The following is a 24,558-nucleotide window of genomic DNA, read 5'->3' as shown; positions in this document are numbered from 1 at the left end:
GTCATCAACTTAATACTGGCGTCGAGGGGGTATGTCTGTTATCGATATTATTATGGCTGATGCCATAATAATATCAGGCGATCAGATAGCGCTGACGATAACGGGTGGCATAGTGCAGCGGCGTGATGCCATAGACCGTCTTGAATAGCGAGATGAAATAGGATGTGCTGCGGTAGCCGCAGGACTGTGACAACTGAGCGATGTTCTTGTCGGCGGTCAGGAGCTGCTGTGCCGCATAGCGCATCCGGCAATCCGTGATTATCTGGCTATAGCTGGTGTTTTCACTCTTGAGTTTTTTCTTCAGCAGGCTTTGGCTCAGGCATAACGTGCTGGCGACCAGGCTCAAATTCCAGTCTTTATGAATATCGCTTTGAATAAGCCGACTGACGCTCTCTTTTACGCTACTGCGCAGCATGTGCATCAGGAAGGAAATAAATCCCGGTTGTTCCAGAAATATGGACAGGACGGTAAACAAGAGTGAACGGGTGCGGGCAATTTCACAGCCTTCATGAGATTGCGTGATACTGTGCAGGGCCGCCTGTCGAAAAATCGCAGGGGTTCTGCATGGGCGTTGGTACATTGGTTCGGCGAGGCGTGGCCATGGCGTTATTTTTGTAAGATCTTTGTCCAGGAAATTGAGATAGTCATTCAGCACCGAACGGCTGATATGCGCTATTAATGCATTATCGACATGTGAGAGATCGATGTTGTTATGGTTACAGGAGAAAATAGCCAGGTGGTTTGCCGGTAGTATGAAAGATGGGCGATCGTTAATGCTAACCTGTACGTCCGTATCGGTTAATACCACCACACACGGTGCATGACTTCTGAGTCTCATTCCTACACTCCAGGAATATAAATAATAAATTGTATGACAAAACAGTGCAGATGATAAAATACACTGCCTGCTAATAATTTCAATGCTGCGCAGGGTATTCTTATGTAAAGAACCCTGTATTTAAATTCTGAGGGAGTGTTGCGGAAAAAATAAAAAAGCGCGGGACGGGTACCCGCGCAAAAAGAATACTCAGGATTATATTCAACTGTTCTACTGGTTCTACTACTCCAGGCTTTTAGACATACTGTCGGTTGCTAAAAGCCCTCGATTACCTCAGGCTTTTATACACATGACGTGATAAATGCCGTCGATAATTTCGGTGCCTTCGGTTTCGTGCTCGAAACCAGGAAACTCATGATCCCAGGACTGCAGGGCGCGCAGGTAGGCAATCTGCGGGCTGGTGCTGTTACCGAAGTTTTCTCCGGACAGCAGCATCGGGATTCCCGGCGGATACGGGATGACGGAGTTGGCGGCAATGCGGTTCTGCAATCCTTCAATGGCGACCATTTCGACGTTATCGGACACGATGGCCTGATACGCGTCGCGCGGGGTCATCATCGCTTCCGGCAGGGAGGCGTAGGCGGCATTCAGGCTGGCGCCCGGATTGTTGGCTTTCAACCAGGCGAACATTTTGTCGCCCAAATCGCGAACGCCCATTCCGGCATAGGTCTCCGGGTGCTGGTTGGCCAGTTCAGGCATGACCTGCGACAGCGGCGCGTTGCTATCGTAATGGCGCTTAAAGGAACACAGCGTGTTGATAAGCGTACCCCATTTACCGCGGGTGATACCCATGGAGAAGAGGAACATTATCTGGAAATCGGTGGTACGGGTCGGCACGATGCCGTGACGGCCAAGCCAGGCGGTAACCAGCGCGGCGGGGACGCCGCTGTCCAGCAGGCTGCCGTCGTCGCCCATGCCGGGCGCCAGAATACTGACTTTGATCGGGTCGAGCATGCTCCAGTTATCCGGCAGATCCTTAAAGCCGTGCCAGGTTTCACCCGGGCGCATAATCCAGCAGTTCTGATCGTGAGCCAGCAGTTCGGCAGGCGCATCTTCAAAGGCTATCTCTTGACCGGTTTGCGGGCAGGTCACCGTCTCTTTGTTCCACGGTTTGAAGAACCAGTCGTTGCTGTCGCTAAAATCGCGGTACAGGCGCGCCATGGCCTGGCGGAAATCAATGGCTTCGTCGATGACCTCTTGCGTCAGCGACAGGCCGCTGTTGCCGTCCATCATGGAGACCGCAACGTCGTTTGACGCGCAAATGGCGTACAGCGGCGAAGTGGTGGCATGCATCATGTAGGCTTGGTTGAAGCGGGAGAAGTTCACCGCGCCGCGTCCTTCGCGAACATGAATATAGGAGGCCTGAGAAAGCGCATTCAGCAGCTTATGCGTGGAGTGGGTGGCGAAGACGGTTGGACCGTTATGATCGCCTGGGGCGCCGCGCATAGCATAGTGGTCGGCATAGACCGGGTTGAAGCGCGCATAGCCGTACCAGGCTTCGTCAAAGTGAATACGATCGCTGGTCTGTTCCAGCAGCGCCTGCGCATTTTTGGCGTTATAGCACACGCCATCGTAGGTGCAGTTGGTGACGACGCTGTAGGACGGTTTGTGCGCGGCATATTCGCTGGTCAGCGGACTGGTGCGGATTTTTTCCTGCAACGCTTCCGGCTGCATCTCCTGCGGGTAGATAGGCCCGATAATGCCGTAACGGTTACGGCTTGGCACCATATAGACCGGCTTCGCTCCGGTCAGGATCAGCCCCTGTTCGATGGATTTGTGGCAGTTACGGTCAATCACGACCACATCATCGTCGGTCATGCAGGCCTGCATGATGGTGCGGTTGGAGCCGGAGGTGCCTACGACGACGGACCAGGAGCGGTCTGCGCCAAACACCCTTGCCGCATTTTTTTCGCTTTCGCCAAACGCGCCGGTGTGGTCAAGCAGAGAGCCGAGCGAGGTGCGTTCAATCCCCATGTCGGTGCGGAACAGGTTTTCGCCGTAATAGTCGTGATATAAGCGGCCTGCCGGCGTTTTGGTAAAGCCCACACCGCCCTGGTGGCCCGGCGCGGCCCAGGAGTATTCATGGATGCCGTTATATTTCACCAGCGCGGAGAACAGCGGCGGCAGCATTTGTTGGCGGTAGCGGTTCATCGCTGCCACTGCGCGTCCGGCGATGAAATCCGCGGAGTCTTCCAGAATCCATGCGAACTCATCGATAAGCTCCATCAGCTGCTGGTCAATCAGCGCGGTGGCCTTCTCGCGTTCTCCGAGCAGGAACACCGGCACGTTTTGCTGACGTTCGTGAAGCTTATCGAGCAGTTGGCGCACGCGCTGGTGCTCATCCTTTTCTTCCATCTGATAGCTGAACATCAGGCAATCAATGGCTTCGTTAGCGGCAATGATGGCGTAACCGTCGTCGAGCGAGGTGGATTGCATCACGTCAACGTCCTGGCGGCGTAGCGCCTCTGCCAGACGCGCGACCGCCGCGCCGACCCAGGTGTCCTGGTGCAGAAATTCGCTTTCAACAATGAGTATTTTCATGTGTTTAACCCCTATGTAGTGGTGGGACGCGGTAAGTAATACGCCGCACGGCGGGGGGAGTAAATGGCGCTCAGGGGGTTATCGACAGGGGGATTATTTTTATGGCTGATCCTGATATTTGGCAGGAAAAAACCCGCCGGAAGGGCGGGTTTTGGCATTATGGGGACGTCGGATCCTTAATCGGGTGCCGCCCGATGATTCCTCGACATCCCTTATTATTGCCATACGCTACAACGGTAGTCTGGCGTCCTGGATACGATGACGTTCAGCGGCTTCAAAAATATCGTGCAGGTGCTGGAGCTGTTCGGCGAGGATCATCAGCAGGACGTAATTAGGTCCTGCATCCGGGTTTTCCAGCATGACATTCGTCAGCACTCTGGCGCGATCAACCCGTTCGCGGGCATCGGGGTCTGCAGGTGTCAGGTTCATCATTGCGCCGCCTTCACGGTAGTACCGCGATGCAGGGCTGGAGGAGAGGGAAACGTCTGGATGAGGATTGTAGCCATAGGTAGTCTCCTGTAACGGGTTATATTTTCACCACCGGAAATGCCAATTTCACGGGTGGTGGAACCGGGCGGAGTTGGCATTACCGGCGTTACAGGAAACCGGCGCGTCTTACGACGCCCCCGCCCGATCCCACCATTGAGGTGTAACCGAACGCACGACACAAAAAAAGACGCAGGGCGCGTCATGTGTCGCCTGTAACAGTATTCAGGATGCCAATCCCGACGCCTGATTTTGCAGGCGCGAGGGAACGATATCGCTATCGGTCGTGGGCGGCAAGCGGTTTTGCCGGGCGGGCGCGGCACAGTGCGGATCTGGAATGCGCCTCGCAAAATCACGCTGATGATTAACGGATACTCCGGCATGTTATCTGTCTCTGTACGCCGACCGGGTATATTTGTCGCGCTTTTCCCAAAATCGCTTAAGTTTATATTTGATGTCGATTAAAAATCGACCAACTATTCAATTAATAAACTATTCATTGCCACGAGATATCCCAGGACCTACACTAGTTTAAAAATTTCAATAAATGTCAATATAGAGGCGACATTTGACAAGTTATATAAACTGGCTTATGCAGAACACCCTTCCCGGCCAGGTGTTGCTCCAGTCATGGCTTACCCGTAACGGCATAGACCGTAAGCTCTCTTATCTCTATGTCCAGAATGGCTGGCTCAGACGACTCGCTCATGGCGTTTACTGCCGGACAGGACGCGAGCCGGACTGGGTGGATGCGGTGTATTGTCTGCAAACACAGTGGGGAAAGCAGATACGGGTGGCGGGGCTGACCAGTCTTAGGCTACAGGGGTACGCGCACTACATTGAACCGGGCAGGCCGCAGGTCTGGCTTGCGCTTCCGGCCTACGTCAAACTGCCGGGGTGGTTCGCGGTCTTTGAACAATCCGCGACGTTTGTCGCACTGTATACGTCGAGTTTAACCGTTGATATAACGCCGTTTACTCTGGAACTGAAAATGGGTGACAGGCGGTTGACCGGGAGCGTATCAGAACTTGCCGCCTATGAGATCGCCTGCGGCGTCCCTTCGTTGATCTCATTCGAACATGCCGATGTGCTGTATCAGGGGATGAACCTTCTCAGCCCACGTAAGCTGCAGGCGCTGCTCTGCGCCAGCCATTCGGTTAAAACCAATCGGGTGATGCTTTATCTTGCCCAGCGTAATGCGCATCCTTATTTTCAGTACCTTAATCAAAACGGTATAGAAACAGGCAAAGGAAAGCGGCAAATCGTTCCCGGCGGCTGGCTTGAGCCGGATTATCAAATTACCGTTCCCCGCGCGTTTAAACCGGAAGGAACCGACGATGGATCTACGTGATAGTTATGCCCGACAGGTCAGGCTATTGATGATTGCTCTGCCGCATGCGGCGAAGGAACCCTGCTTTGCGCTGAAAGGCGGTACGGCAATCAATTTGTTTGTACAGGATTTTCCCCGTCTGTCGGTGGATATCGATCTGGCCTATAAGACTTTTGTGGATCGTGATACCGATCTGGCGAGCATCAACAGCGCTTTGATGCGTATTACAGAATCACTCAACCGCAGACCGGGGATCACGGCTATCCGGCAGGAGAATAAGGCCGATGAAAAGCGCATCGTCGTCCACTCAACGAATGCGCAGATCAAGATTGAAGTCAGTCCGGTCTGGCGCGGATTATTGTTACCACCAACAGAAATGCCGGTATGCGAACGGGTAGAAGCGGAATATGGTTTTACAACGATGAATGTCGTTTCACTGGCGGATCTTTACGGCGGTAAAATTTGCGCTGCGCTTGACCGTCAGCATCCTCGCGATCTGTTTGATGTTCTCAATATGCTGGAAAAACCGGGCCTGACGCGTGAGATAGTGGATGGTTTTCTCTGTTACCTGGCAGGTCACCCTCGCCCCATTGCCGAGTTGCTGGCACCAAACTGGGATATGGCGCAGATCTCCACACTGTACTCACAGGAATTTTCCGGGATGACGCAACAAGAAACATCGCTGGAGTCGCTCCTGTCAGTCACCTCGTTGCTGCTGCAGGCGCTGAAATCTCAGCTTACGGACAGGGATCGCCAGTTTTTACTCAGTTTTAAGCAAAACAATCCTGACTGGTCGCTGTATCGCTATCCTGCAATTCAGCATCTCCCGGCGATTCGCTGGAAACTGCGTAATCTGATTGTACTGAAGGATAAAAATCCGGCCAAATTCGCGGCGACGGTGGACAAGCTGGAGCGCGTTTTGGATAACGCGTAGAGCATGGGGCGTGGGCAGTACTCCGGGCCCGGTACCATACCGAACCCGGACTGCGTCAGCCGGTAAAGCGCGACAGCCGCTGGAGCAGCAGCCGGTTTTCCTGCTTCAGGCGCTCGTTTTCCTCCAGCAGAGTGAGGGTGACGGCGATGCCCGGCCAGTCGAGCGCCAGCTCGCGGCGCAGGCGCAGCGCGCGGTGCACCACGGTGACGGCGCGATCGTCGAAGATCCACTGCTCGGCCTGGATCCTGGCGGGCTCGATGACGCCAAGCCCGACGATTTCCTGCAGATCTTCTTCGGACACGCCGGTATGCAGACAAAATTCACTCACCGTAAAGGTGACAGTTACCTGAGCCATTATGCTTTCCCCCATGTCTGGCGCGGATCGTAGGCGGATTGCGCCTCCGCCAGCTGCTGCCACAGCGTGGCGCTTTGCGCATCGGGTTTAGGCGGCATGACGATTTTGATCACCGCGAACAAATCGCCGGTATGCTGCTTGTTCACCAGCCCTTTGCCCTTGATGCGCAGCCGCTGCCCGGCCTGGCTGCCCGGCGGAATAGTCAGCAGAATGCTCTCTTTGAGCGTCGGCACCGTGACCTTCGCGCCGAGCGCGGCCTCCCACGGGGCCAGCGGTACGACGATCTCCAGGTTGTGCCCGACGATGTCGAACAGCGGATGCGGCGCAATGCGGATAACCAGCCACAGATCGCCGTTGGGTCCGCCGTTCTCGCCCGGCGTGCCCTGGCCTTTCAGGCGAATGCGCTGTCCGTCGCCCACGCCTGCGGGGATTTTAACATTCAGGGTTTTGGGGATCTCCTGCTCCACCATACCGAAAACGTTATAGACCGGCAGGCTGTAGCTGATGGTGCGGCTGTGCGCTTCCAGCGTCTCTTCCAGAAAGACGGCGACGTCGATTTCAAGGTCGTGGCCGCGGGCGCTGTGCCGCTGCCGCGACTGCTGGGCGTGCTGGCCGAAAATAGAGGAGAACAGATCGTCGAAGTCTTCCGGGCGGTAGTTCTGGCCCTGCTGGCCATGGCCATGCGGCGCGTGCTGGCAGAACTGCGGGTCGTTGCGGTGCTGCCAGAGGGCGTCATATTCCGTGCGGCGCTGCTCGTCGCTGAGCACTTCCCAGGCTTCGGCCACCTCTTTGAAGCGGGCTTCGGCATCGGGTTCTTTACTGACGTCAGGGTGGTATTTACGCGCCAGACGGCGATAGGCGGTCTTGATGGTTTTAAGGTCGTCCGTCGGCTTCACGCCCATGATGGCGTAATAATCCTTTAATTCCATAGCATTATCTCGCGTATATCAAAGCTACTGAACGGGTTCCCTGAAAAGGTAACACCGGTAAGTGTAGGGCAAATCGCGTGATGCGGTGTGGAATAATGACCCGCTTTGTTGATGCAGCGCAGCCGTTAGCGCATTGACACCGTGGTGACGCTGTTGGTAGCCAGCGTCTCAAGCGTGTACTGCGCCAGCTGGCCGCTTTGCAGGTAAACTTTGTGACTTATCCGTAAGCGCACTTCGCCTTCGGACAGGCGCAACAGCCAGGCCTCATCGGCGTTAAGCATGGTGCCGGACCAGGTTTTGACGTCATGGCTGATGGCGAAACCGCAGGTCTGCTCAATATACTGCAGGACCGATTGGCGGCAGGTATCCTGGCAAAAATCCGGGAACAGGGACTGCGGCATCCAGGTCTCTTCAATGATTGCCGGCTGCTGGTTGATGATGCGCATTCGTCGGTAGTGAATCAGCAGCGCCCCCGCATCCTGAGCGAACAGCGATGCCAGCGCATCGTCCGCGGGTTGGATGTCGTAACTCAGCACCACGCTGTCCAGCGTCTGGTCGCGATGGATGCGCTCGGAGAGCGTGATAACGTTGTTGTCCTGATAAAACTCCGGCGGATTGACGAAGATCCCCGAGCCCTGGCGCGTGTGTACGAAGGACTCGCGTTTCAGACGGGCAACCGCTTTCTGAATCGTCGGGCGGCTCACGCCATAGCGTTCCGCGAGGGCATGCTCCCCCTCGACAGGCGTTCCTGCGGGGTACTCGCCTTTGAGGATCTGCTCTTTCAGTAGATGATAAATGTCGAGATACTTCATGGCGCCATTTCAGGCGCGCCGGTCAGCGCGCCCGCCGTTGTCTCAGATTTGTGATTGAATGAGAATCTGCTGTTTTTTCGCCATTTTAAGTCGTTTGAGCGCAATAGCAATCACCGCCGTCGTGATGGTGCCGCAGACCATCGCCAGCAGCGCCATCAGCGGTTTATCGAAGCCGCCAAGTAAGACGATGATGGGGCCGCCGTGGGCGACATTACAGTTCAGGCCGAACACGAAGCCGAGCACGCAGGCGACGGCGGAGCCTATCATATTCGCCGGGATCACCGACAGCGGGTCCCGGGCGGCAAAGGGGATCGCCCCTTCGGAAATGCCCACCAGCCCCATTGCGGCGGCGGCTTTGCCGTTTTCGTATTCCTCTTCATCGAACAGATTAAAGCGCTTGCCGATGAACGCCGCCAGCGCCATACCCAGCGGGGCGACGGGGATGGCGGCGGCCTGCGCGCCCATAAACTGGGTTTGCCCCTGGGCGATGAGCCCGACGCTGAACATGAACACCACCTTGCCGAAAGGACCACCCATATCAAAGCCCTGCATCAGTCCCATCACCAGACCAATCAGAATGATATTGCCGGTCGACAGGTTGGTCAGCAGATGGTTGAGGAAGGCCATCAGGTCAGCAACGGGCGCGCCGATCACGAAGATGAACAGCGCGGCGATAAAGGCGGTGCCGGCGATTGGGGCAATCATGATCGGTACCAGCGGCTGCAGCATCTTATGCCATGAGAAATGGGTTAACCATTTGATGAAGTAGCCGACCAGCAGCCCGGCGATGATCGCGCCGATGAACCCGCAGCCGGCGCTGGCGCCGTAAAACGTTCCCGTATTGGCTATCCAGCCGCCGATGAACCCAGGGGCCAGCGCCGGGCGTTCGCCTATCGCATAGGCAATGTATCCGGCGAGGACGGGAATCATCAGCGTGAAGCCTACCACGCCGACGTTCAGCACCTGGTTCCACAGGCTGCCTTCGGGGATGGCAAGCCCGGATGCCGTGGGCACGCCGCCTAATGCGAGCGAAAGCGCGATCATCAGGCCCCCGGTGACCACGAAAGGAATCATGTAGGAGACGCCGTTCATCAGCGATTTATAGAGCTGAGAGCCCGCCGATGATGCCGGCTGAGCGGCGGTTTTCGCCGTGGCGCTGGCCTGCTGCGGCGTTGACGCCAGCGCCTGCTGGATGAGGCCTTTGGCGTCTTTAATCGCCGCTTTTACACCGGTGATGACAACCTTTTTACCGCTGAAACGGTGGAGATCCACCTGCTTATCGCAGGCGACCACGATGGCCTCTGCGCGAGCGATATCGCCCGGCGTCGGCGCGTTTTTCACGCCGATAGAGCCGTTGGTTTCAACGATCGCCTCATACCCCATTTCCGCCGCCGCTTTTTCCAGCATCTCTGCGGCAAGGTAAGTATGGGCTATCCCTACCGGGCAGCCGGTGACGCCGATGATGAGCCCGCGCGACGGCCGGGACGATGGCGCCTCTTCGCCAGCCTCATCCGGGCGACAAAAGTAGTCGATGACCTCCTGCTCAGAGCGGCAGGCGAGAATGCGCGACACGCTGTCATCATCCACCAGCCTTGCGGAAAGCTGCGCGAGGATCTCGATGTGCGCCTCGCAGGCCCGCTCCGGCGACGCAATCATCAGCAGCAGATGCGTAGGTTTGTCATCTTCTGCTCCGTAATCAATACCTTCCCGGCTAATCCCAATCATGACCGCCGGCGACAGCACGCTGGCGCATTTTGCGTGGGGCAACGCCACGCCGCCTTCAAAACCGGTATTACCTGTGGCTTCTCGCTTCAACACCTCCTGCACGAAGGCGTGGGGCTGGTGAATTTTTCCCGCCCGGAACAGATATTCCGCCATTTCGTTGAACACGGCGTGCTTGGTCGTTGAGTTGAGATCAAGGCAAATCAACTCGGGGTGAATCAGGTCGCTTATCTTCATCGCGCATTCTCACTGGTTAATTTGTAATTACAATTTTTGAGAGGCTAGAAGGTTGAGAGACGTACGATCTTGATATTGATCATTTGTCCTTCGCCATTTTTGCTTTCTTTTGTCTGTTTTATCGCCTTATTCACAAATGATGCGCGCGACAACGCGCGATAGCTGTTTTTATGACATTCATCACAGACGAATATTTGTAATTACAAGTTAATAAAAAAAGATCCTGAGAGGAGAGAGACAAGTGAGCAAACAACCCGTGATAACCGAGCAGGTCGACGTCAATAAAAAGCTGCCCTGCGAAAAAAGCCCGGAACAGCAGCTGGCCATTATGGAAGCGTATACGACGGCGTTTCAGTCCACACCGGAGCGTTTTGCGCGGGAAGTTCGCTGTTTGCGCGTGCTGTACCCTGCGCTGTTCCGTCGCCCGGAGGCGGAGGATCTGCTGCTCGGGCGGCTGGATGCCTTGCCGATAGGTTTTGGCTGTGTGACGTCGGTAGGCGGCGTCGGCCACTACTGCAATTTCGCCAAATTACACCAGCTGCGCGACGCGCTGCCGATGCCGGAACAGCGCGAGCGCGTCGCGGCGCTGGAGGCGTTCTGGCGTGAGCACGATACGCGCTCGATCTATTTTCGCCAGACGCTCACCGACGATACGCTGGGAAAATTTGTTGATGTTAACTTCCCGGCGATCGCCACCGCCCGCCTGAGCGGCATGTATCTCGACTACCCGCAGCTGATGGCATTGGGCATTGACGGCCTGCGCCAGCGGGTATTGCAGCAATTCTGTATGGATGCGGAAAACGCATTGCTGCGTACCGCCTTTCTCGAGGTATTGATGCTGCTGCAGCAGGTCATTGACCGGCATATCGCGCTGGCGCAGGAGGAGGCCGGGAAGGCGGCCGACGACGCGCGGCGGGAGCATATGCAGCATCTGGCGGCGGAGCTGGCGGCTATTCGTCATCACAAACCCGAAACCTTTGTTCAGGGGATCCAGTTAAGCTGGTTATACAGCCTGTGTTCCGGCGTGGTGAACTATGGCCGGATGGACGATTACTTAGGGGATCTGCTGGTGGCGGATCTCGAGGCCGGACGGCTGACCGAGCGCCAGGCGATTGACTATATCCGTTCGCATTACCGCCTGATTGAAGCCCGCAAAACCACGGTCAACGGGCGCGTGATCGTCGGTGGGAAAGGGCGTCGGCATCCGCATAACGCGGACGTCTACTGCCGCCTGGCGATCCAGGCCGTGGCGGAAAATCAGGATACTGAACCGCAGTTTACGCTGCGTATCCATCAGGGGATGGATGAGGCGATTTACCAGCAGGCGCTGGCGGTTATCGGCAGCGGGCTGACCTACCCCATTCTCTACAACGATGACGTCAATATTCCCGCCGTGATGAACGCGATGGGCGTCGATGAGCCGGAAGCGCAGCACTATGTGCCTTTTGGCTGCGGCGAATTTGTGCTGGCCGGGCGCGGCGTCGGGACGCCAAACACCTGCATGAACCTGCTGAAAATCCTCAATATCGCCCTCAGCGGCGGGACGGATTTCTGGGACGGGAAAAATAAAAGCGGGGGCGTACCCTTAACCGCGCCGCAGAATATTACCTGCTTCTCCGACGTGATGGATAACTACAAGCGCTTGCTGGATTATTACATCAGCATTTGCGCCCGCGCGCAGGCGTTTTCCTACAAGGTGATGAATGAGCAGGTCGGGTTCTTGTTCACGTCCCTGCTGACGGCGGACTGCGTGCAGCGGGGTAAGGCGCTGCTCGACGGCGGCGCGCGGTACCTTGGCGGCACCAATGAAACCTACGGCAACATCAATGCTGCGGATTCGCTGGCGGCAATAAAACAGGTGATCTTTGATAAGCAGCTGTATCGCTATGACGAGCTGATCGCCGCTCTGCAGGCGGATTTCGTCGGCTATGAATCCCTGCAGCGCGCGCTGATCGCCGCGCCTAAATACGGCAATGATGACGACGAGGTGGACCCGCTGGCGGTGGAGATGCACCGCTATGTGTGCGATGGCGTGCGTGAATCCGCCCGGCGCGTGGGGCTGGACAGCTACCTGGTCGTGATTATCAACAATCAGGTGAACACCGAGTGGGGGCGGGCGACGAGCGCCTCGGCGGACGGGCGGCACTGCGGCGTGTACATGAGCAATGCCAATAACCCGCAGAGCGGCGCGGATAAGAATGGCCCCACGGCGATGCTTAACTCTCTGCTGAAGCTTGAGGCCAGATATCACGCCGGGTCGGTACAAAACATCAAATTCAGCAAGAACCTGTTCAACACCCGCCTGCCGCTGGTTCGGGCGATGATGGACAGCTGGTTTGAACGCGGCGGACCGCAGCTGATGGTCAGCGTGGTGGGGAAAGGCGAACTGGAGGCCGCGTACCAGACGCCGGAAAAATACCCCAATTTGATTGTGCGGGTTGGCGGGTTCAGCGCCAGGTTCGTGAATCTCGACAGGGATGTACAGCGCGAAATTTTGAACCGCACGCTTAACGATTAAGAGGGCACCATGCCGCAGAAAGGGATTGTTTTTGATATCCAGAAGTTCTGCCTGCACGACGGCCCGGGGATAAGAACCACGGTGTTTCTCAAAGGCTGCCAGATGCGCTGCGTCTGGTGCCATAACCCGGAGTCTATCGCCGTGCAGCCGCAGCTGGCGTTTATGGCGAGTAAGTGCGTCGGCTGTCAGCGCTGTGCGGCGGTTTGTCCGCAGGGGTGCCACCGTTTTGCGCAGGGAAAGCATGAGATTGATTTTGACGCCTGCAGGGCCTGCGGACGCTGCGTGGAGGTTTGTCCGGAGCAGGCCTTAAAAATCTACGGCCGGTCGTATGAAGTCGATGAGCTTATCCGTGAAGTGGCTAAAGACGTGCCCTATTTTACCAAAACCGGCGGCGGTCTGACGCTTTCGGGCGGTGAGGCGATGTTCCAGTTTCCCTTTGCGCTGGCGCTGGTAAAGGCGGCAAAACAGGCCGGGCTGCACGTCTGTATTGAGACGAATGGTGCCTCCCGACCCGAGCGCTACCGTGAGATTGCGCCCTGGGTAGATCTCTTTTTACTCGATTACAAAGCCACCGATGCGCAGCAGCATAAGCAATTCACCGGGCTGGGGAAACGGGTGGTGGATATGACGCTGGAAACGCTGGCGGAGGTTGGCGCGAAGGTGATTTTACGCTGTCCGCTTATCCCCGGTTATAACGTAAACGATGCGCATCTGGCCGCCATCCGGCGCGTGGCGACGCGTTATGACAACATCCTGCATACGGAAATTTTGCCCTGGCACAATCTCGGCGTGGCGAAATGCCGTGAGCTGGGAAAAAAGGCGGGGTGCCAGCAGCCGCTCCCGGAGACATCCGAGGTGGATCGCTGGCTGGAAACGCTGAATGCCGGGGGAGGGAAGCCCGTGCGCCGGGCGTAAAGGCGATACAAGAGATAAACCTGACGGGTCGTCAGGTTTATCTGCGGAGCGCTCTGCGCCAGGGCTACTCGTGGCTCATGACCCCACGCGCCACGGGCAGGTAGCGCAGCGAGAAGTACAGGCTGTCTTTGCCGCAGGGCGAGGTTTGTTTCAGCAGCGCGTTGATGCGGGCATCGGGCATCGGGCGCGCGCTGAAGGTTTTTCCGCTACCGGCCTCGAAGACTTCGTACACCACGCCGCGGGCGGGGGAGGCGCTGGCGCAGCCTGCCGCGGCGTCCAGATACAGCGCGCGCTGGGCGTCGGTCAGCTTGCCGACGCCGGTGCCATCCTGCACCCAGACGTTTACGCCGGCGGCCTTCATCTGGCCGACCAGCTGGCTGTAGCCCTGCGGCGCCATATTACCGGCAAAGAAGCTGCTGATATAAACCGGCCTGTCGGAAATCGCGCCTAGCGCGCGGCGCGTGTCGGCTAACCATGTGAGCATCGGCTGGCGCGCGGCGTCGCTGCGCCAGTTGAGGTCGTCTATTTCGGCGCTGAGATACCAGCCGTCCGGTTTGACGCCGGCGGTATCCAGCCAGAGGCGGGCCTGCTGAATATCCAGCGCCCGCAGACGGCTGAGGTAGCTCTCCTGCGCGGCGGCGGACTGCTTCTGACGGCTAAAGAAGTCCGGGTCGGCGTTCAGGCCGACGATGACCTTCAGTCCGGCGCGCTGCGCGGCCGCGGCTTTGTGCTGCAGCAGGGTGCGATCGTGTTCCTGAGTGAACGCGTCGCCATAGCGGGTCCACTGCAGGATCAGGGTATCAAACCCCTGCTGGCGCAGATTGTGCATCAGCGACTGCCAGCTGGCCTCGCTAATCGGGTTGTCCCGCAGCTGCGGCTGCCAGAAAACGCCCTTCATGGCGTTCGCCAACGGGCTTGCCAGCAGCAGCGCCAGCAAAAGGTGCGGTAACTTACTCATTTACCAGTGAACTCCCACGGTGAAGAAAGCGTTGTTTCGCTTGTCGATTTCCTGGTTGATGCTGTTAAAGGTGTGCTGGTACTCCAGGCCCAGGCTGACCTTATGCGGCCAGGCGTCGTAGTGCGATTCGCCGGTCCAGATATTCCAGCGCACGCCTAAGCCGCCAACCTGGCTGCCCTGGGTTTTGCCATCGCGGTAGCCGTTGGTCTGCACATGCGCGTAAGGCTCAATGGTTTGCCCCTGCGCCACCTTCTGGTGCCAGCTGACGCGGTAGTCCGCGGTCCACGCCTGAATATCCTGACGAACGTACTGCGCGGCGTCCAGATAGAGGTTCTGCGCGAACCAGCCGCTGCCGTTAGGGTGCCATTCGTCGCTGTACTTCCCGTCGTTCAGGAACGACGCGCTGGCCCGCAGCATGGTGTCGCTTTCGCCATGGCCGCGATCCAGCGGTACCTGCTGCTCGATGGCCAGGAAGAAGGTGTAGTCATGGAACGGCTTCCAGCGCAGACCGGCGCCGAGCATCGGGTTTTTCACCGGTAGCGCGACGCTGCTGCCGCCGGTATCGGCGAACAGGCGGCTGTAGACCGACAGCAGGTCGCCGTCCAGCAGCATATTGCGGCCTAACCGGTACTCGGCTTCCATCTGCGCGAAGCTGCGGTAGTTCTGCCCCGGCGCGCCGCCGCCCGCGTGGGTGGCCGGCGAGCTGACCGCGCCGGAGTTCAGACCGATGGAGGTATCGACGTTAAACGTCCAGCGGCGGCCGATATCCTCATGCAGGCGGCGGAAATCGTACCGCTGCTGATTCAGCTCCGGCGTGAGCGGTTCAACCTGCGCGCCGTTATCGATATCGTCAATCACCTGCTGCGCGTACCGCTGCGTCTGCGGGATATCGCCCAGCCGCTCGTTGACGTACACCAGCTGACGGGTGATGGCCGGATCGTCCGGCAGGGTTTTGTGCGCTTTTTCCAGCGCCTCGCGGGACTGCGCGTACTCGCCGTCATCCCACAGAGCGTAACCCAGCGCCGCCTGGGTCGTGCTGTTGTCCGGCTCCAGCGCCAGCGCCTGGCGTAAATCGCTGATAGCGCCCTGGGTATTGCCGAGCTGACGGTACACCGCCGCCCGGGAAATAAAGAGGTCGGCCGTCGGCGCAAGGTCGAGCGCCCGGGTGTAGTCCGCCAGCGCCTGTGCGGGCTGGGTAGCGAGGTAGCGCTGCGCGTGCAGGCGCCAGTACGCGGCGCTGTTGTCGAGGCCGCGTTTTTGCGCCTCGTCCAGCCAGCCATCGCGCGCGGCGCCATCGCCTGCCGCCTGAGCGGTGGTAGCGGCGGCCAGCAGATCGTCGTTGTTCATCTCCGTCAGACGGACGCTTTTCCAGGCCTGTAGCGCGGTGGCATAGTCTTCAACCTGGTAAGCCTGATAGGCCACGGCGCGCTGGTGGAAGGCGTTCGGCTGACGGGCCTGCGCCTGCTGGAACGCGTACAGGGCGACGCCGGGTAAGTCACTGCGTTCGCAGTTGGCAAGCAGGCTCCAGGCTCCGGCGTCGTACGATGCGGACATATCGCCGAGCAGGCGGCGCACCTGCCGGCAGTCGCCGCTGACGCCGGGAAGTTGGCTCTGCAGCTGGCGCTGCGACGGCGAGGCGAGGGGTTGGGCGAGACGGGCGAGTTCGGCCGGGGTTGCCCACTCCGGGTGCGCCTGCAGCAGCCCTGACAGGCGCGTTATCAGCGCCTGCGACTGGGCGCTGTTGCCGCCGAACGGATAACGCTGCATCAGCAGGGTTGCCGCTTCGCGGGACTGTCCGGCCTGCATCAGCTGCCAGGTGAGCTGATCCAGCCGCTGAAGACTGGACGGATCCCGGGCGTACAGCTGGCGGGCGAGGCGCAGCGTCTCCGGGGTGTCATGCGTGGCGAGGCTCACCGCGTAGCGTTCGTCCAGCATTTCGTTGGCCGGCATGGCGTCCAGCAGGCTGCGGGCCTTCGCGTAATCGCGGTCTTTCAGGGCTTCGGGCAGCGTGGCGCCGACGAGGTAGCGTCGGTTCTCGCTGAAGCGGGCCTGGTAGCTTGCCAGCGCCTGCTGCGGGTTTTCGCTATAGCGCGAAAGCAGGTACAGCCAGCGTTTTTCCTGCTCCGCGGTCTGGAACTCTGGGGGCCGCTGCGCCAGATAGCGCTGCAGACGCGCTTTTTCACCGCGACGGGCAAGCTCGCCGGCGTAGGTAAGCTGATTATCAACGCTGTTAAAACGCCCCTGGGCCTGTAGCGCCAGGATTCGGTCGTCCATGCGCCCCGCCAGCAGAATATCAAACCACTGCTGCTGCTCCGCGGCGCTGAGGGTTTTCTGCTGACTGAACAGCGTGTCGGCGATCTGCCATTGTTTCAGGTAGATGGCGCGCTGCAGGATGTTGGTTCTTAGCTCCTGGGCCTGCGGCTGGGCGGTAAAATCGGCGGCGTTAAGCTGCGCGAGAGCGATGTCGAGACGGTTGAGGCGTATCGCGTTTTGTCCCACCTCGCTGCGACAGCGCGGCGTCGGCTCGGCGTCGCAGCGTTTCTGCTGCGCCAGCAGATCCTCGACGGTTCTGACCGGGATGACTTTAACCGGGATAGCGTCAAGCGTTGTTTGCAGCCGCGCATCGCCCGGATGGCTTTTGATAGCCCCGGTAAGCAGCTCTCGCGCCTGGTCATTACGGCCAAAATGCCGATAGGCCTCGGCAAGATATAGCGTCAGCGGGACGTTATCCGGCGCCTGCTGATGAATATACTCGAACTCGCCCAGCGCGGTTTTTTCATCGTTGGCCTTCTGCGCCTTCAGCGCCTTTTCCAGGTGCGGATAAATCACAAAATGACGATAGTCGCTCAGGCCGAGGGCCGCGGCGCTGGTATCGGTCGTTGTGGTTTGCGCCATTACGCCGGCGCTGAGCAGCGACGCTACCAATAAACTCAACAGCCGGGGGGCGCTTGCGGCCCGAAATTCCATGCTCATGCGTGTTCCTGTTCCAGTTCAGCCAGTTGCGCGTCGGTAAGGCCCGCTTTATGCAGCAGCGTTTGTATGGAGACCTGCAGCGTCTGTTGCAGGACCAGAACACGGTCCAGCACGTCCTGGGTCACGACGCCTTCACTGACCAGAAATTCGCCAAGGGGCAGCTCGCTGCGCTCGTGGCGCAGCAGCAGGGCGCTCATCGCGGAGTTACTGATGTGGCCAAGCGTCGTCAGCACTTCAGCAAAGAGTAGCTGACGGGGAACGAAATGCCGCCAGATGCCGTCCGCCTGCTGACGGTCCAGCCAGCCGCGGGAAACGGCGGTTTCCAGCAGCGCGCGGTCGTCTAGGCCGCGGTGACGGGCGTACCAGTAGCGCAGCCCGGTGACCACCTGGCCGCGCTGGGCGATGACGTACCTGACGGGACATCCCATTTTACGCTCCAGCGCGGCCAGCGATACCGGGTCGATACCGTTTTCACTGGCGACCACCAGCGTGTCGTTTTCGCGGCGCAGCGGCAGCACGGCGTAGCGCAGGGCGACGGAGTCCGGCATCCCGGCGATCAGCGACTCGGACAGGGTCCAGGCATCAACAGATTCCGCCGTCACGCCGCTTTGTTCAGCCAGCGCCTGCGCCAGCTGCTCCGACGTGATCAGGCCCTGGTTCAGCAGCGAACCGCCAAGACGCAGCCCCGGCGTGCGGTTCATCAGCGCCTCTTCCAGTTGGGCTTCCGTCAGCGCCTGATGCTCGATAAGGATCTGGCCAAGCGGGCGCAGCGCGCGGTTTTCCCCGGTGACGCTTGGGAAATCGTGGGTGGTTTTATCCCAGGCCACGCGGCGCGGGTCGCCGTGCTGAATCACCTGCTTCAGCGCGCGCCAGTTCGCCATGAAGTTGATCAGGTTGCCCCAGAACAGGCGCAGGATGGAGAGCAATCCCTGGCCCAGCCCGTAGTAGATGGTTACGAAGATGACGCGCTGCAAAATGCGGTTAACCATCAGGCCGAAGTTAATCCACAGCAGCGTTACCAGCCAGGGGCCGCCGGTGAAGATCGACAGAAATTGCCAGGCGTCCGGCCAGAGGCGCTGATAAATCAGCAGCAGCACCAGCTGGATCATGATAATCATCGCCGTAAAGCTCAGGAAGTTGCTGATGGCTCCTTTGCGGTCGCGCCACAGGAAGTAGTTCAGCGTTGTGCTGTCGCTCCACTTATGGGTTTTAAAGCCCTGAAAGACGATGCCGATAATCCAGCGTGATTTCTGACGAACGGCGGTGCTGAAGGTATCGGGGAAATATTCGCGCACGCAGATGACGTTCGATGAGCGCACGCTTTGCAGGAAGCGGCGCGGCTCTTTGTTGTCGGCATCCGGGTTGACGACCGGGAAGCGGACAAAAATCTCGGTCATCCCTTTTTCTTTCAGGCGAAAGCCGATGTCGTAATCTTCGGTAAGGCTCTGTACGTCGAAGGCGATACCGTCGCCGTCGGTCAGCAGCGCCATGATCGCGCGGCGGCTGAAACAGGTGCCGACGCCCGCGCTGGGAACCTGCCCGGCGATGGCTTCACGTACCGGAACGTCTTTACCGTGCAGTTCGGCGAACTCATCGATATACGACATGCTGGTGAAGTGGTTCCACTCGCGCTCGAAGGGGTAGACGGGGATCTGAATCAGGTCTTTACGGTCGACGAGATAGTTGAATAACCGCAGCTCCATGGGGGAAATAACGTCTTCCGAGTCATGCAGAATAAAACCGGCGAACTTAAAGTTGACGCTACGCTCGAACTGCGTAATCGCGTCAAGAATGTTGTTCAGGCAGTCGGCTTTGCTGGTTGGCCCCGGGCGGGCGCAGACCACTTTATGTACGTTAGGAAAACGCGCGCAAACCTCATCGACATCGCGCTGGGTGTCCGGATCATTGGGATAGGTGCCGACGAAAATATGGTAGTTTTCGTAATCCAGCGTTAACGCCGCAAGCTCCGCCATATTCCCGATAACCCCGGTTTCATTCCAGGCCGGAACCATGATGGCGAGGGGTTTTTCATCCGGTTTATATAATTCCTGATAGCTCATCGGGCTATGCTTACGGTAAACCGTGAGCGCCCGCTTCACGCGCCTGCACCAGTAAACGATGTCGATGAATAAATCATCTAAGCCACTGATAAGCATCATAAATGCCAGGGCGATGGCGATGACCTTAAGGCCATAGAGATAGGTAGAAAAGATATCTACGAACCAGTTCATTCTACTACCTGAATTAAATTATTTTATATACAAAGTAACATATAATAATGAAATAGTCACTAAGTAGACTATTTACGGCAGGTGCGGAAAAACCGTTGCCTCATGCAGGTTGCAGGCCATGCTACGCCTGGATTTATCGGGGGAATATGGGCGGAAAATATATTATAGCTATAACAAAAAATGAACGCTTAATTGTAGCACAGAGACAATACCATTTTATTATAAAACCTCCAGCGGTTAATGTTTTTGGCTATGGAATTTGCCCCAGGCGAAATAGAAGGAAATACCTTCCATGGTCATCATGAAATATAAGACGATTTGCGCATATTCATCAAAACTTCACGTGTAAATGTCAGGCTTGTCCGCGGTTGGTCAGGTTTCGCGCTTTCGCGCTGATATCGATAATACCGTCATGTGCGGCCTGCAGGAGATCCGTTGCCGATAAGTACGATGAATTATCCTGCATGCAGGCCAGCACCATCGACAGATTGAGCCCGGCGAACACCGTCGTCTGCGGGTGCTGTAGCCCGTATTTCAGCGCCACGTTCGCCGGTGTGCCGCCGGCAATATCGCACATCAGCACCGCGGGTTCGTCGGCGGAAGGCGAGAGCAGGGTGTGCAGCGTAAGCGCCAGCGACTGAGGACTGTCGCCAACGCGCAGCGCCAGGGCATGAACGTTATTGCGCGGCCCCAGGATATCGAAGGCGGCGTCGCGAATGGCCACGGCGATATCGCCGTGGCTGAGTAAGACTAGCTGCGTCACGTTGTGCTCTCAGTAACCTCAATGTAAACCGGTTTATTCAGCAGGGCTAACGCACCCACCTCCACCCCTTCGGTTTCGAAGATGATCAGTCGATTCTCTCCCTGCTTGAGCAGCGGCGCCGGGATATACAGATAACCCAGCGGCCCGCGATACCAGTAGCGACCAAGATTGAACCCGTTGATAAACGCCACGCCTTTACCGAGCGAGCGGGTATCAAGGAAGGTATCAGCCGGGCTGTCGATAGCAAAGCAATATTCATAAAATGCCGGTTGCTGCGGCTGCCAGCCCGCGGAAAAATCGACGTCGTCGATATTATCCAGCGGCAGCGGAAAAATGTCCCAATCCGTCTCCAGATGCAGGTCAATGACCAGCCCTCCGCGCAACCCTTTGCGCTGGGTGGGGGCCAGCAACCGCGGACCGTAGTTGACCCGACCCATATTTTCGATGAGCAGATCCAGCACGTTGTCAGCCTCGCGTAACGCAAACGGAATCTGCTCGCCTATCTGCTCGTGATACTGGGTCGCCAGATGTTCGCCGTTGCAGTAAAACTGCACCCGATCGCCCGCATCGACCACCCGGCATTTCTCGACCTTCCCGGGGCCTGCCTTATGACAGCGGTAGAGAATATAACCGTAGTTTTGTCCGACCTCTTCCATCGTCAGCGGCCAGGGGCTTTTTACCGGAAGGCTCAGGGTTGGGAGCGTTGCAAACAGGCTGACTTTCCGGCTGAGCGCGATCGCGCCATAGGCGCGGTGTGGTAGCCCAACCGGCTCGAACTGTTCCGCCTCCGGCGAGTGCTGACGGATAACCTGCTGTACGGCGAAGAATTTCGCCCCCGGCTCGCCCCATTCGCTCAGCAGCGCGTCGTAATCATAGGAGGTGACCTGCGGCAGGTCTTTATCACCGCGTACGGAGCAGCCGTTCATAAAACCAAAGTTGGTACCACCCTGAAACATGTAGATATTGATGCTGGCGCGCGTCAGAAGAGTGCGTATTTCCTGGCCGACGTCGTCGGCGTCACGGCGAATAATCGCGTCGCCATAGCGGTTAAACCAGCCGTTCCAGAACTCCAGGCACATCAGCGGACGCTCCGGCTGGAAGGCTGCGAGGTTATCGAGGCTTTCGGCGGAGCGGGAGCCGAAATTCGCTGTCGCCAGAACGTTGTCTTCGCACAGGGACCCTGCCTGCAGCGCCTCTTGCCAGGCACCGTCGGAGGTGAATAGCGGAACGCTGACGCCATATCGGCGCATCATTGCCGCCAGCGTGCGAAGGTAGGCTTTGTCGTTGCCAAACGAGCCATATTCGTTTTCCAACTGCATCATCACCACTGGCCCACCGCGATCGTACTGCCAGGGTGCGAGGCGGGGGAGCAGTTCAGCGTAGTAGCGCTCGACCGCCTGTAAAAACGCGGGCTGGCTGCTGCGTACCCTCATCGACGGATCGCGCAGCAGCCAGGCCGGAAGGCCGCCAAACTCCCACTCCGCGCAGATATAAGGCGAGGGGCGCAAAATAACGAACAGTCCTTTGCGCTGTGCCAGCGCGATGAAGCGCTCGACGTCCGCCATGCCGGTAAAGCAAAAGCGCTCCGGATCCGGCTGGTGGATATTCCACGGCAGATAGGTTTCCACACAGTTGGCGCCCAGCGCTTTGAGGTTGTTGAGGCTGTGCTCCCAGTACTGCGGTACGAGGCGGAAATAGTGGATTGCGCCGGAAATCAGCTGCACGGGTTTGCCGTCCTGCAGCAGGTTTTTTTCGACCGTAAAGGTACCCATATCGTCTCCGTTAACCGAGAATGCCGGTGTTATAACCCACGATGGAGATCAGCATCACCACCCAGATAACGCGGGTGGAGTTCATCCGGCGCAGCCCCAGCAGCCAGTACACCAGCCCTACCAGCAGGACCGGTAGCAGCGATGGCATTAGCTGGTCAAGGGTTTCCTGGATTTTCAGCTCGACGCCGCCGCTTTTAAGCGTCAGCGGCACCGTAATGTGCACGACCGAGGCGATAAGCGCGCCGACGACCGTGACTCCGAGCAGGGTGGCGGCTTCGGTAATAGACTTCAGCCGGGTATTCATGCTGCCGACCATGTTGATGCCTTGGCGATACGCAAACCCCAACTGCGGCAGACGAAAGCCGAAGATGATCAGGATGTGGGCAATGATCCAGAAAATGGCGCCCATCGGGTTACCGTTCAGCGCCATCCAGGAGCCCACGGAGCCGAAAATGGTGGGCACCAGAGCGCCAAATAGCGCATCGCCTATCGCAGCGAAGGGGCCCATCAGGCCGGTTTTCAGGCCGGATACCGCCTCCATGGCGTCGCGGCCTTTTTCCTCTTCCAGCGCCAGATCGACGCCGAGGATCAGCGCACCGGTGTGGGGGCTGGTGTTAAAGAACTGCGCATGCATCTCCAGGTTCTTTTTCAGCGCCACCGGATCGTCGCCATATAGCTTTTGCGAAGCAGGGAGCATGGCGTACAGGTAGCCGGTGCTCATCATGCGTTCGTAGTTCCAGCAAATCGCGGAGGTGAACAGCCAGCGCAGGTTCACCTGACGCAGGGTACGACGATCGAGCCTGGCGTGAGGCGCTGCGGCAGGGGTATCAGATTTCATCATCAGTGATTTCTCCGGAAGTGGTCAGTACGGCAGGGCGAGGCGTATCTTGGGGCTGGCGTTTCTCCGTACTGGAAACGTTGCGGTAGTGGATAATGGCGCCAGCGATACCGAGGACGGCGACGCCCAGCATCGGCGTTTTCAGCCAGGCGGCGGCGAAGAAACCGATCAACAGCCAGGGGAAGAACTGCCGGGTCGGCAGGTAGCGCAGCAGAATACCGATACCGACGACAGGCAAGACCCCACCCGCGACCTTCAGTCCGCCCATCAGCCAGCCCGGCGCGTAGTACAGCACCAACTGGACGAAATGCTCGCCGAACAGCAGCATCAGCAGCACGGGCAGCATCCGCGACAGCCCCCACGGAAGAGCGCCTGCGAGCACATTGCGTTCAATCGCGCCGATATCCAGCCTGTCAATGGCTTTAATTATGCGGTGCAGGAAGAAGGTGTTAAGAAAACGCGCCAGAATATCCAACTGGATCAGCAGCAGGCCAACCGGCACGGCGAGCCCGATCGCAAATTCAATGCCCTTGCCGCTGATGACCGCGAAAATCGTGCCTATGATAGCGCCAGTGGTGAAATCGGGTATTGAGGCGCCGCCGTAGGTGCCGACGCCCAGCACCATCAGCTGCAGCGTTGCCCCGACCGCGAGACCGGTGGTGACATCGCCCATAATAAGCCCGGTGATCATTCCGGCGTTCAGCGGATATCCCAGGCCGACGTTGACGGTAATGACGTCCAGAATCTGGATAAACGCAAACAGACAAATAACCAGAATCTGCCATCCTTCTATTGTCATGGTGGCTCCTCGTTTTATATCAGGTTATTAAGGATATCGGCGACATTCAGCTTGTCGTCGTTCGGAACGCGCTGGCTGATAATTTTTGTGCCATGCGCGGCAAGCTGCTGCAGCTGGGTAATATCTACTGCGGAAAGGCTAACGCTTTTCGTGACCGGGAGGCCGCCCTGAAGCTGCGTAACGTTGGCAACATTAATTTCAGGCATCGGTAGATGGTACTCGTGCAGAGCCATTAAGGCCGGAACCGACTTAATAAGCAGCAGCACGCGCTGCGAATCGTATTTGCCTGCAATAATATTTTCCGCCGCCGTCCTGAACGGCAGGACGCTCAGCTTAACCCCTGCCGGAACGGCCATCTTGAGGGTCATTTTGTCAATATCGCTTTCTGCTATTTGGTCGTCTGCTACCATGATACGGGTGATATTCAGGCGCGACGTCCACATATTGGCGACCTGCCCATGAATAAGCCGTTCATCGACGCGGATATTGATTATAGCCATAGGTATTCCTCTTATAATCTATTTCTATGTGGACTCCAGTTACAGTAAGGCGAAAATATTCAGTAGACGACTGAAATAACGCATTAACTGCATATGAGTACATCAGA

19 protein-coding genes are annotated in these 24,558 nt (G+C 57.9%); 4 read left to right on the top strand and 15 right to left on the bottom strand.

All coding sequences use genetic code 11. The features are described 5' to 3' along the window. Positions 1-73: 73 nt before the first annotated feature. The 3 genes from ENTCL_RS20245 to ENTCL_RS20235 all read right to left on the bottom strand — a co-directional run bounded on the left by ENTCL_RS20245 (position 74) and on the right by ENTCL_RS20235 (position 3,808). Complete coding sequence (locus ENTCL_RS20245; protein WP_013368002.1) at positions 74-838, bottom strand: AraC family transcriptional regulator; 765 nt, start codon at positions 836-838, stop codon at positions 74-76. 273 nt (positions 839-1,111) lie between these two features. Further along, positions 1,112-3,379, bottom strand: a complete 2,268-nt coding sequence (adiA, locus tag ENTCL_RS20240; protein WP_013368001.1) for an arginine decarboxylase — start codon at positions 3,377-3,379, stop codon at positions 1,112-1,114. A gap of 228 nt (positions 3,380-3,607) precedes the next feature. Next, a complete protein-coding gene (locus ENTCL_RS20235) occupies positions 3,608-3,808 on the bottom strand; it encodes a hypothetical protein (RefSeq protein WP_044612191.1) in 201 nt (66 codons plus the stop codon). Between the two features lie 625 nt (positions 3,809-4,433). On the opposite strand from ENTCL_RS20235, the gene ENTCL_RS20230 reads away from it, so the two are divergent. Both ENTCL_RS20230 and ENTCL_RS20225 read left to right on the top strand, forming a co-directional pair. After that, positions 4,434-5,216, top strand: a complete 783-nt coding sequence (locus tag ENTCL_RS20230) for a type IV toxin-antitoxin system AbiEi family antitoxin domain-containing protein (RefSeq protein ID WP_013367999.1) — start codon at positions 4,434-4,436, stop codon at positions 5,214-5,216. After that, positions 5,203-6,129, top strand: coding sequence for a nucleotidyl transferase AbiEii/AbiGii toxin family protein (locus ENTCL_RS20225; RefSeq protein ID WP_013367998.1), 927 nt, complete (start codon positions 5,203-5,205; stop codon positions 6,127-6,129). The genes ENTCL_RS20230 and ENTCL_RS20225 overlap by 14 nt, the downstream gene beginning before the upstream one ends. A gap of 55 nt (positions 6,130-6,184) precedes the next feature. On the opposite strand, the gene cbpM is transcribed toward ENTCL_RS20225, so the two are convergent. The 4 genes from cbpM to ENTCL_RS20205 form a co-directional block, all read right to left on the bottom strand. Further along, complete coding sequence (gene cbpM / locus ENTCL_RS20220; protein ID WP_013367997.1) at positions 6,185-6,484, bottom strand: chaperone modulator CbpM; 300 nt, start codon at positions 6,482-6,484, stop codon at positions 6,185-6,187. After that, positions 6,484-7,413: a curved DNA-binding protein gene (gene cbpA, locus ENTCL_RS20215; RefSeq protein ID WP_013367996.1), complete on the bottom strand. Its 930-nt coding sequence runs from the start codon at positions 7,411-7,413 to the stop codon at positions 6,484-6,486. The genes cbpM and cbpA overlap by 1 nt, the downstream gene beginning before the upstream one ends. Positions 7,414-7,538: 125 nt before the next feature. Further along, the gene (locus tag ENTCL_RS20210) at positions 7,539-8,225 is read right to left on the bottom strand and encodes a GntR family transcriptional regulator (RefSeq protein ID WP_013367995.1); all 687 of its coding nucleotides are present in this window, start codon (positions 8,223-8,225) and stop codon (positions 7,539-7,541) included. Between the two features lie 42 nt (positions 8,226-8,267). Next, on the bottom strand, positions 8,268-10,184 hold the full coding sequence (locus ENTCL_RS20205; protein ID WP_013367994.1) for a PTS fructose transporter subunit IIABC: 1,917 nt from the start codon (positions 10,182-10,184) through the stop codon (positions 8,268-8,270). A gap of 241 nt (positions 10,185-10,425) precedes the next feature. Here ENTCL_RS20205 and ENTCL_RS20200 point away from each other — a divergent pair, with 241 nt between their 5' ends. Continuing rightward, positions 10,426-12,702: a pyruvate formate lyase family protein gene (locus tag ENTCL_RS20200; RefSeq protein WP_013367993.1), complete on the top strand. Its 2,277-nt coding sequence runs from the start codon at positions 10,426-10,428 to the stop codon at positions 12,700-12,702. A 9-nt stretch (positions 12,703-12,711) separates the two neighbouring features. Beyond that, the gene (locus tag ENTCL_RS20195) at positions 12,712-13,617 is read left to right on the top strand and encodes a glycyl-radical enzyme activating protein (RefSeq protein WP_013367992.1); all 906 of its coding nucleotides are present in this window, start codon (positions 12,712-12,714) and stop codon (positions 13,615-13,617) included. Between the two features lie 64 nt (positions 13,618-13,681). On the opposite strand, the gene ENTCL_RS20190 is transcribed toward ENTCL_RS20195, so the two are convergent. From ENTCL_RS20190 to ENTCL_RS20155, 8 genes are all read right to left on the bottom strand, one after another. Beyond that, positions 13,682-14,575 carry a DUF4434 family protein gene (locus tag ENTCL_RS20190; protein ID WP_013367991.1) on the bottom strand — a complete coding sequence of 298 codons (894 nt, stop codon included), beginning with the start codon at positions 14,573-14,575 and terminating at the stop codon, positions 13,682-13,684. Next, on the bottom strand, positions 14,576-17,542 hold the full coding sequence (locus ENTCL_RS20185; RefSeq protein ID WP_157865614.1) for a phage receptor: 2,967 nt from the start codon (positions 17,540-17,542) through the stop codon (positions 14,576-14,578). It lies immediately after the preceding gene. A 2-nt stretch (positions 17,543-17,544) separates the two neighbouring features. After that, positions 17,545-19,779 carry a cyclic di-3',5'-guanylate-activated glycosyltransferase NfrB gene (gene nfrB, locus ENTCL_RS20180; RefSeq protein WP_013367989.1) on the bottom strand — a complete coding sequence of 745 codons (2,235 nt, stop codon included), beginning with the start codon at positions 19,777-19,779 and terminating at the stop codon, positions 17,545-17,547. Between the two features lie 352 nt (positions 19,780-20,131). Beyond that, positions 20,132-20,542, bottom strand: coding sequence for a PTS sugar transporter subunit IIA (locus tag ENTCL_RS20175; protein WP_013367988.1), 411 nt, complete (start codon positions 20,540-20,542; stop codon positions 20,132-20,134). Continuing rightward, positions 20,539-22,314 carry a glycoside hydrolase family 35 protein gene (locus tag ENTCL_RS20170; RefSeq protein WP_013367987.1) on the bottom strand — a complete coding sequence of 592 codons (1,776 nt, stop codon included), beginning with the start codon at positions 22,312-22,314 and terminating at the stop codon, positions 20,539-20,541. Before ENTCL_RS20170 ends, ENTCL_RS20175 begins: the two co-directional genes overlap by 4 nt. A gap of 10 nt (positions 22,315-22,324) precedes the next feature. Beyond that, entirely contained in the window at positions 22,325-23,155 is an 831-nt protein-coding gene (locus tag ENTCL_RS20165) for a PTS system mannose/fructose/sorbose family transporter subunit IID (protein WP_013367986.1), read from the bottom strand. Continuing rightward, positions 23,142-23,951: a PTS mannose/fructose/sorbose/N-acetylgalactosamine transporter subunit IIC gene (locus tag ENTCL_RS20160; protein ID WP_013367985.1), complete on the bottom strand. Its 810-nt coding sequence runs from the start codon at positions 23,949-23,951 to the stop codon at positions 23,142-23,144. The genes ENTCL_RS20165 and ENTCL_RS20160 overlap by 14 nt, the downstream gene beginning before the upstream one ends. Positions 23,952-23,965: 14 nt before the next feature. Next, a complete protein-coding gene (locus ENTCL_RS20155; RefSeq protein ID WP_013367984.1) occupies positions 23,966-24,451 on the bottom strand; it encodes a PTS sugar transporter subunit IIB in 486 nt (161 codons plus the stop codon). Between the last annotated feature and the right edge of the window lie 107 nt (positions 24,452-24,558).

Source organism: [Enterobacter] lignolyticus SCF1 (genome assembly GCF_000164865.1).
Lineage (GTDB): Bacteria > Pseudomonadota > Gammaproteobacteria > Enterobacterales > Enterobacteriaceae > Enterobacter_B > Enterobacter_B lignolyticus.
This window is presented reverse-complemented; position numbering and strand designations above follow the sequence as displayed.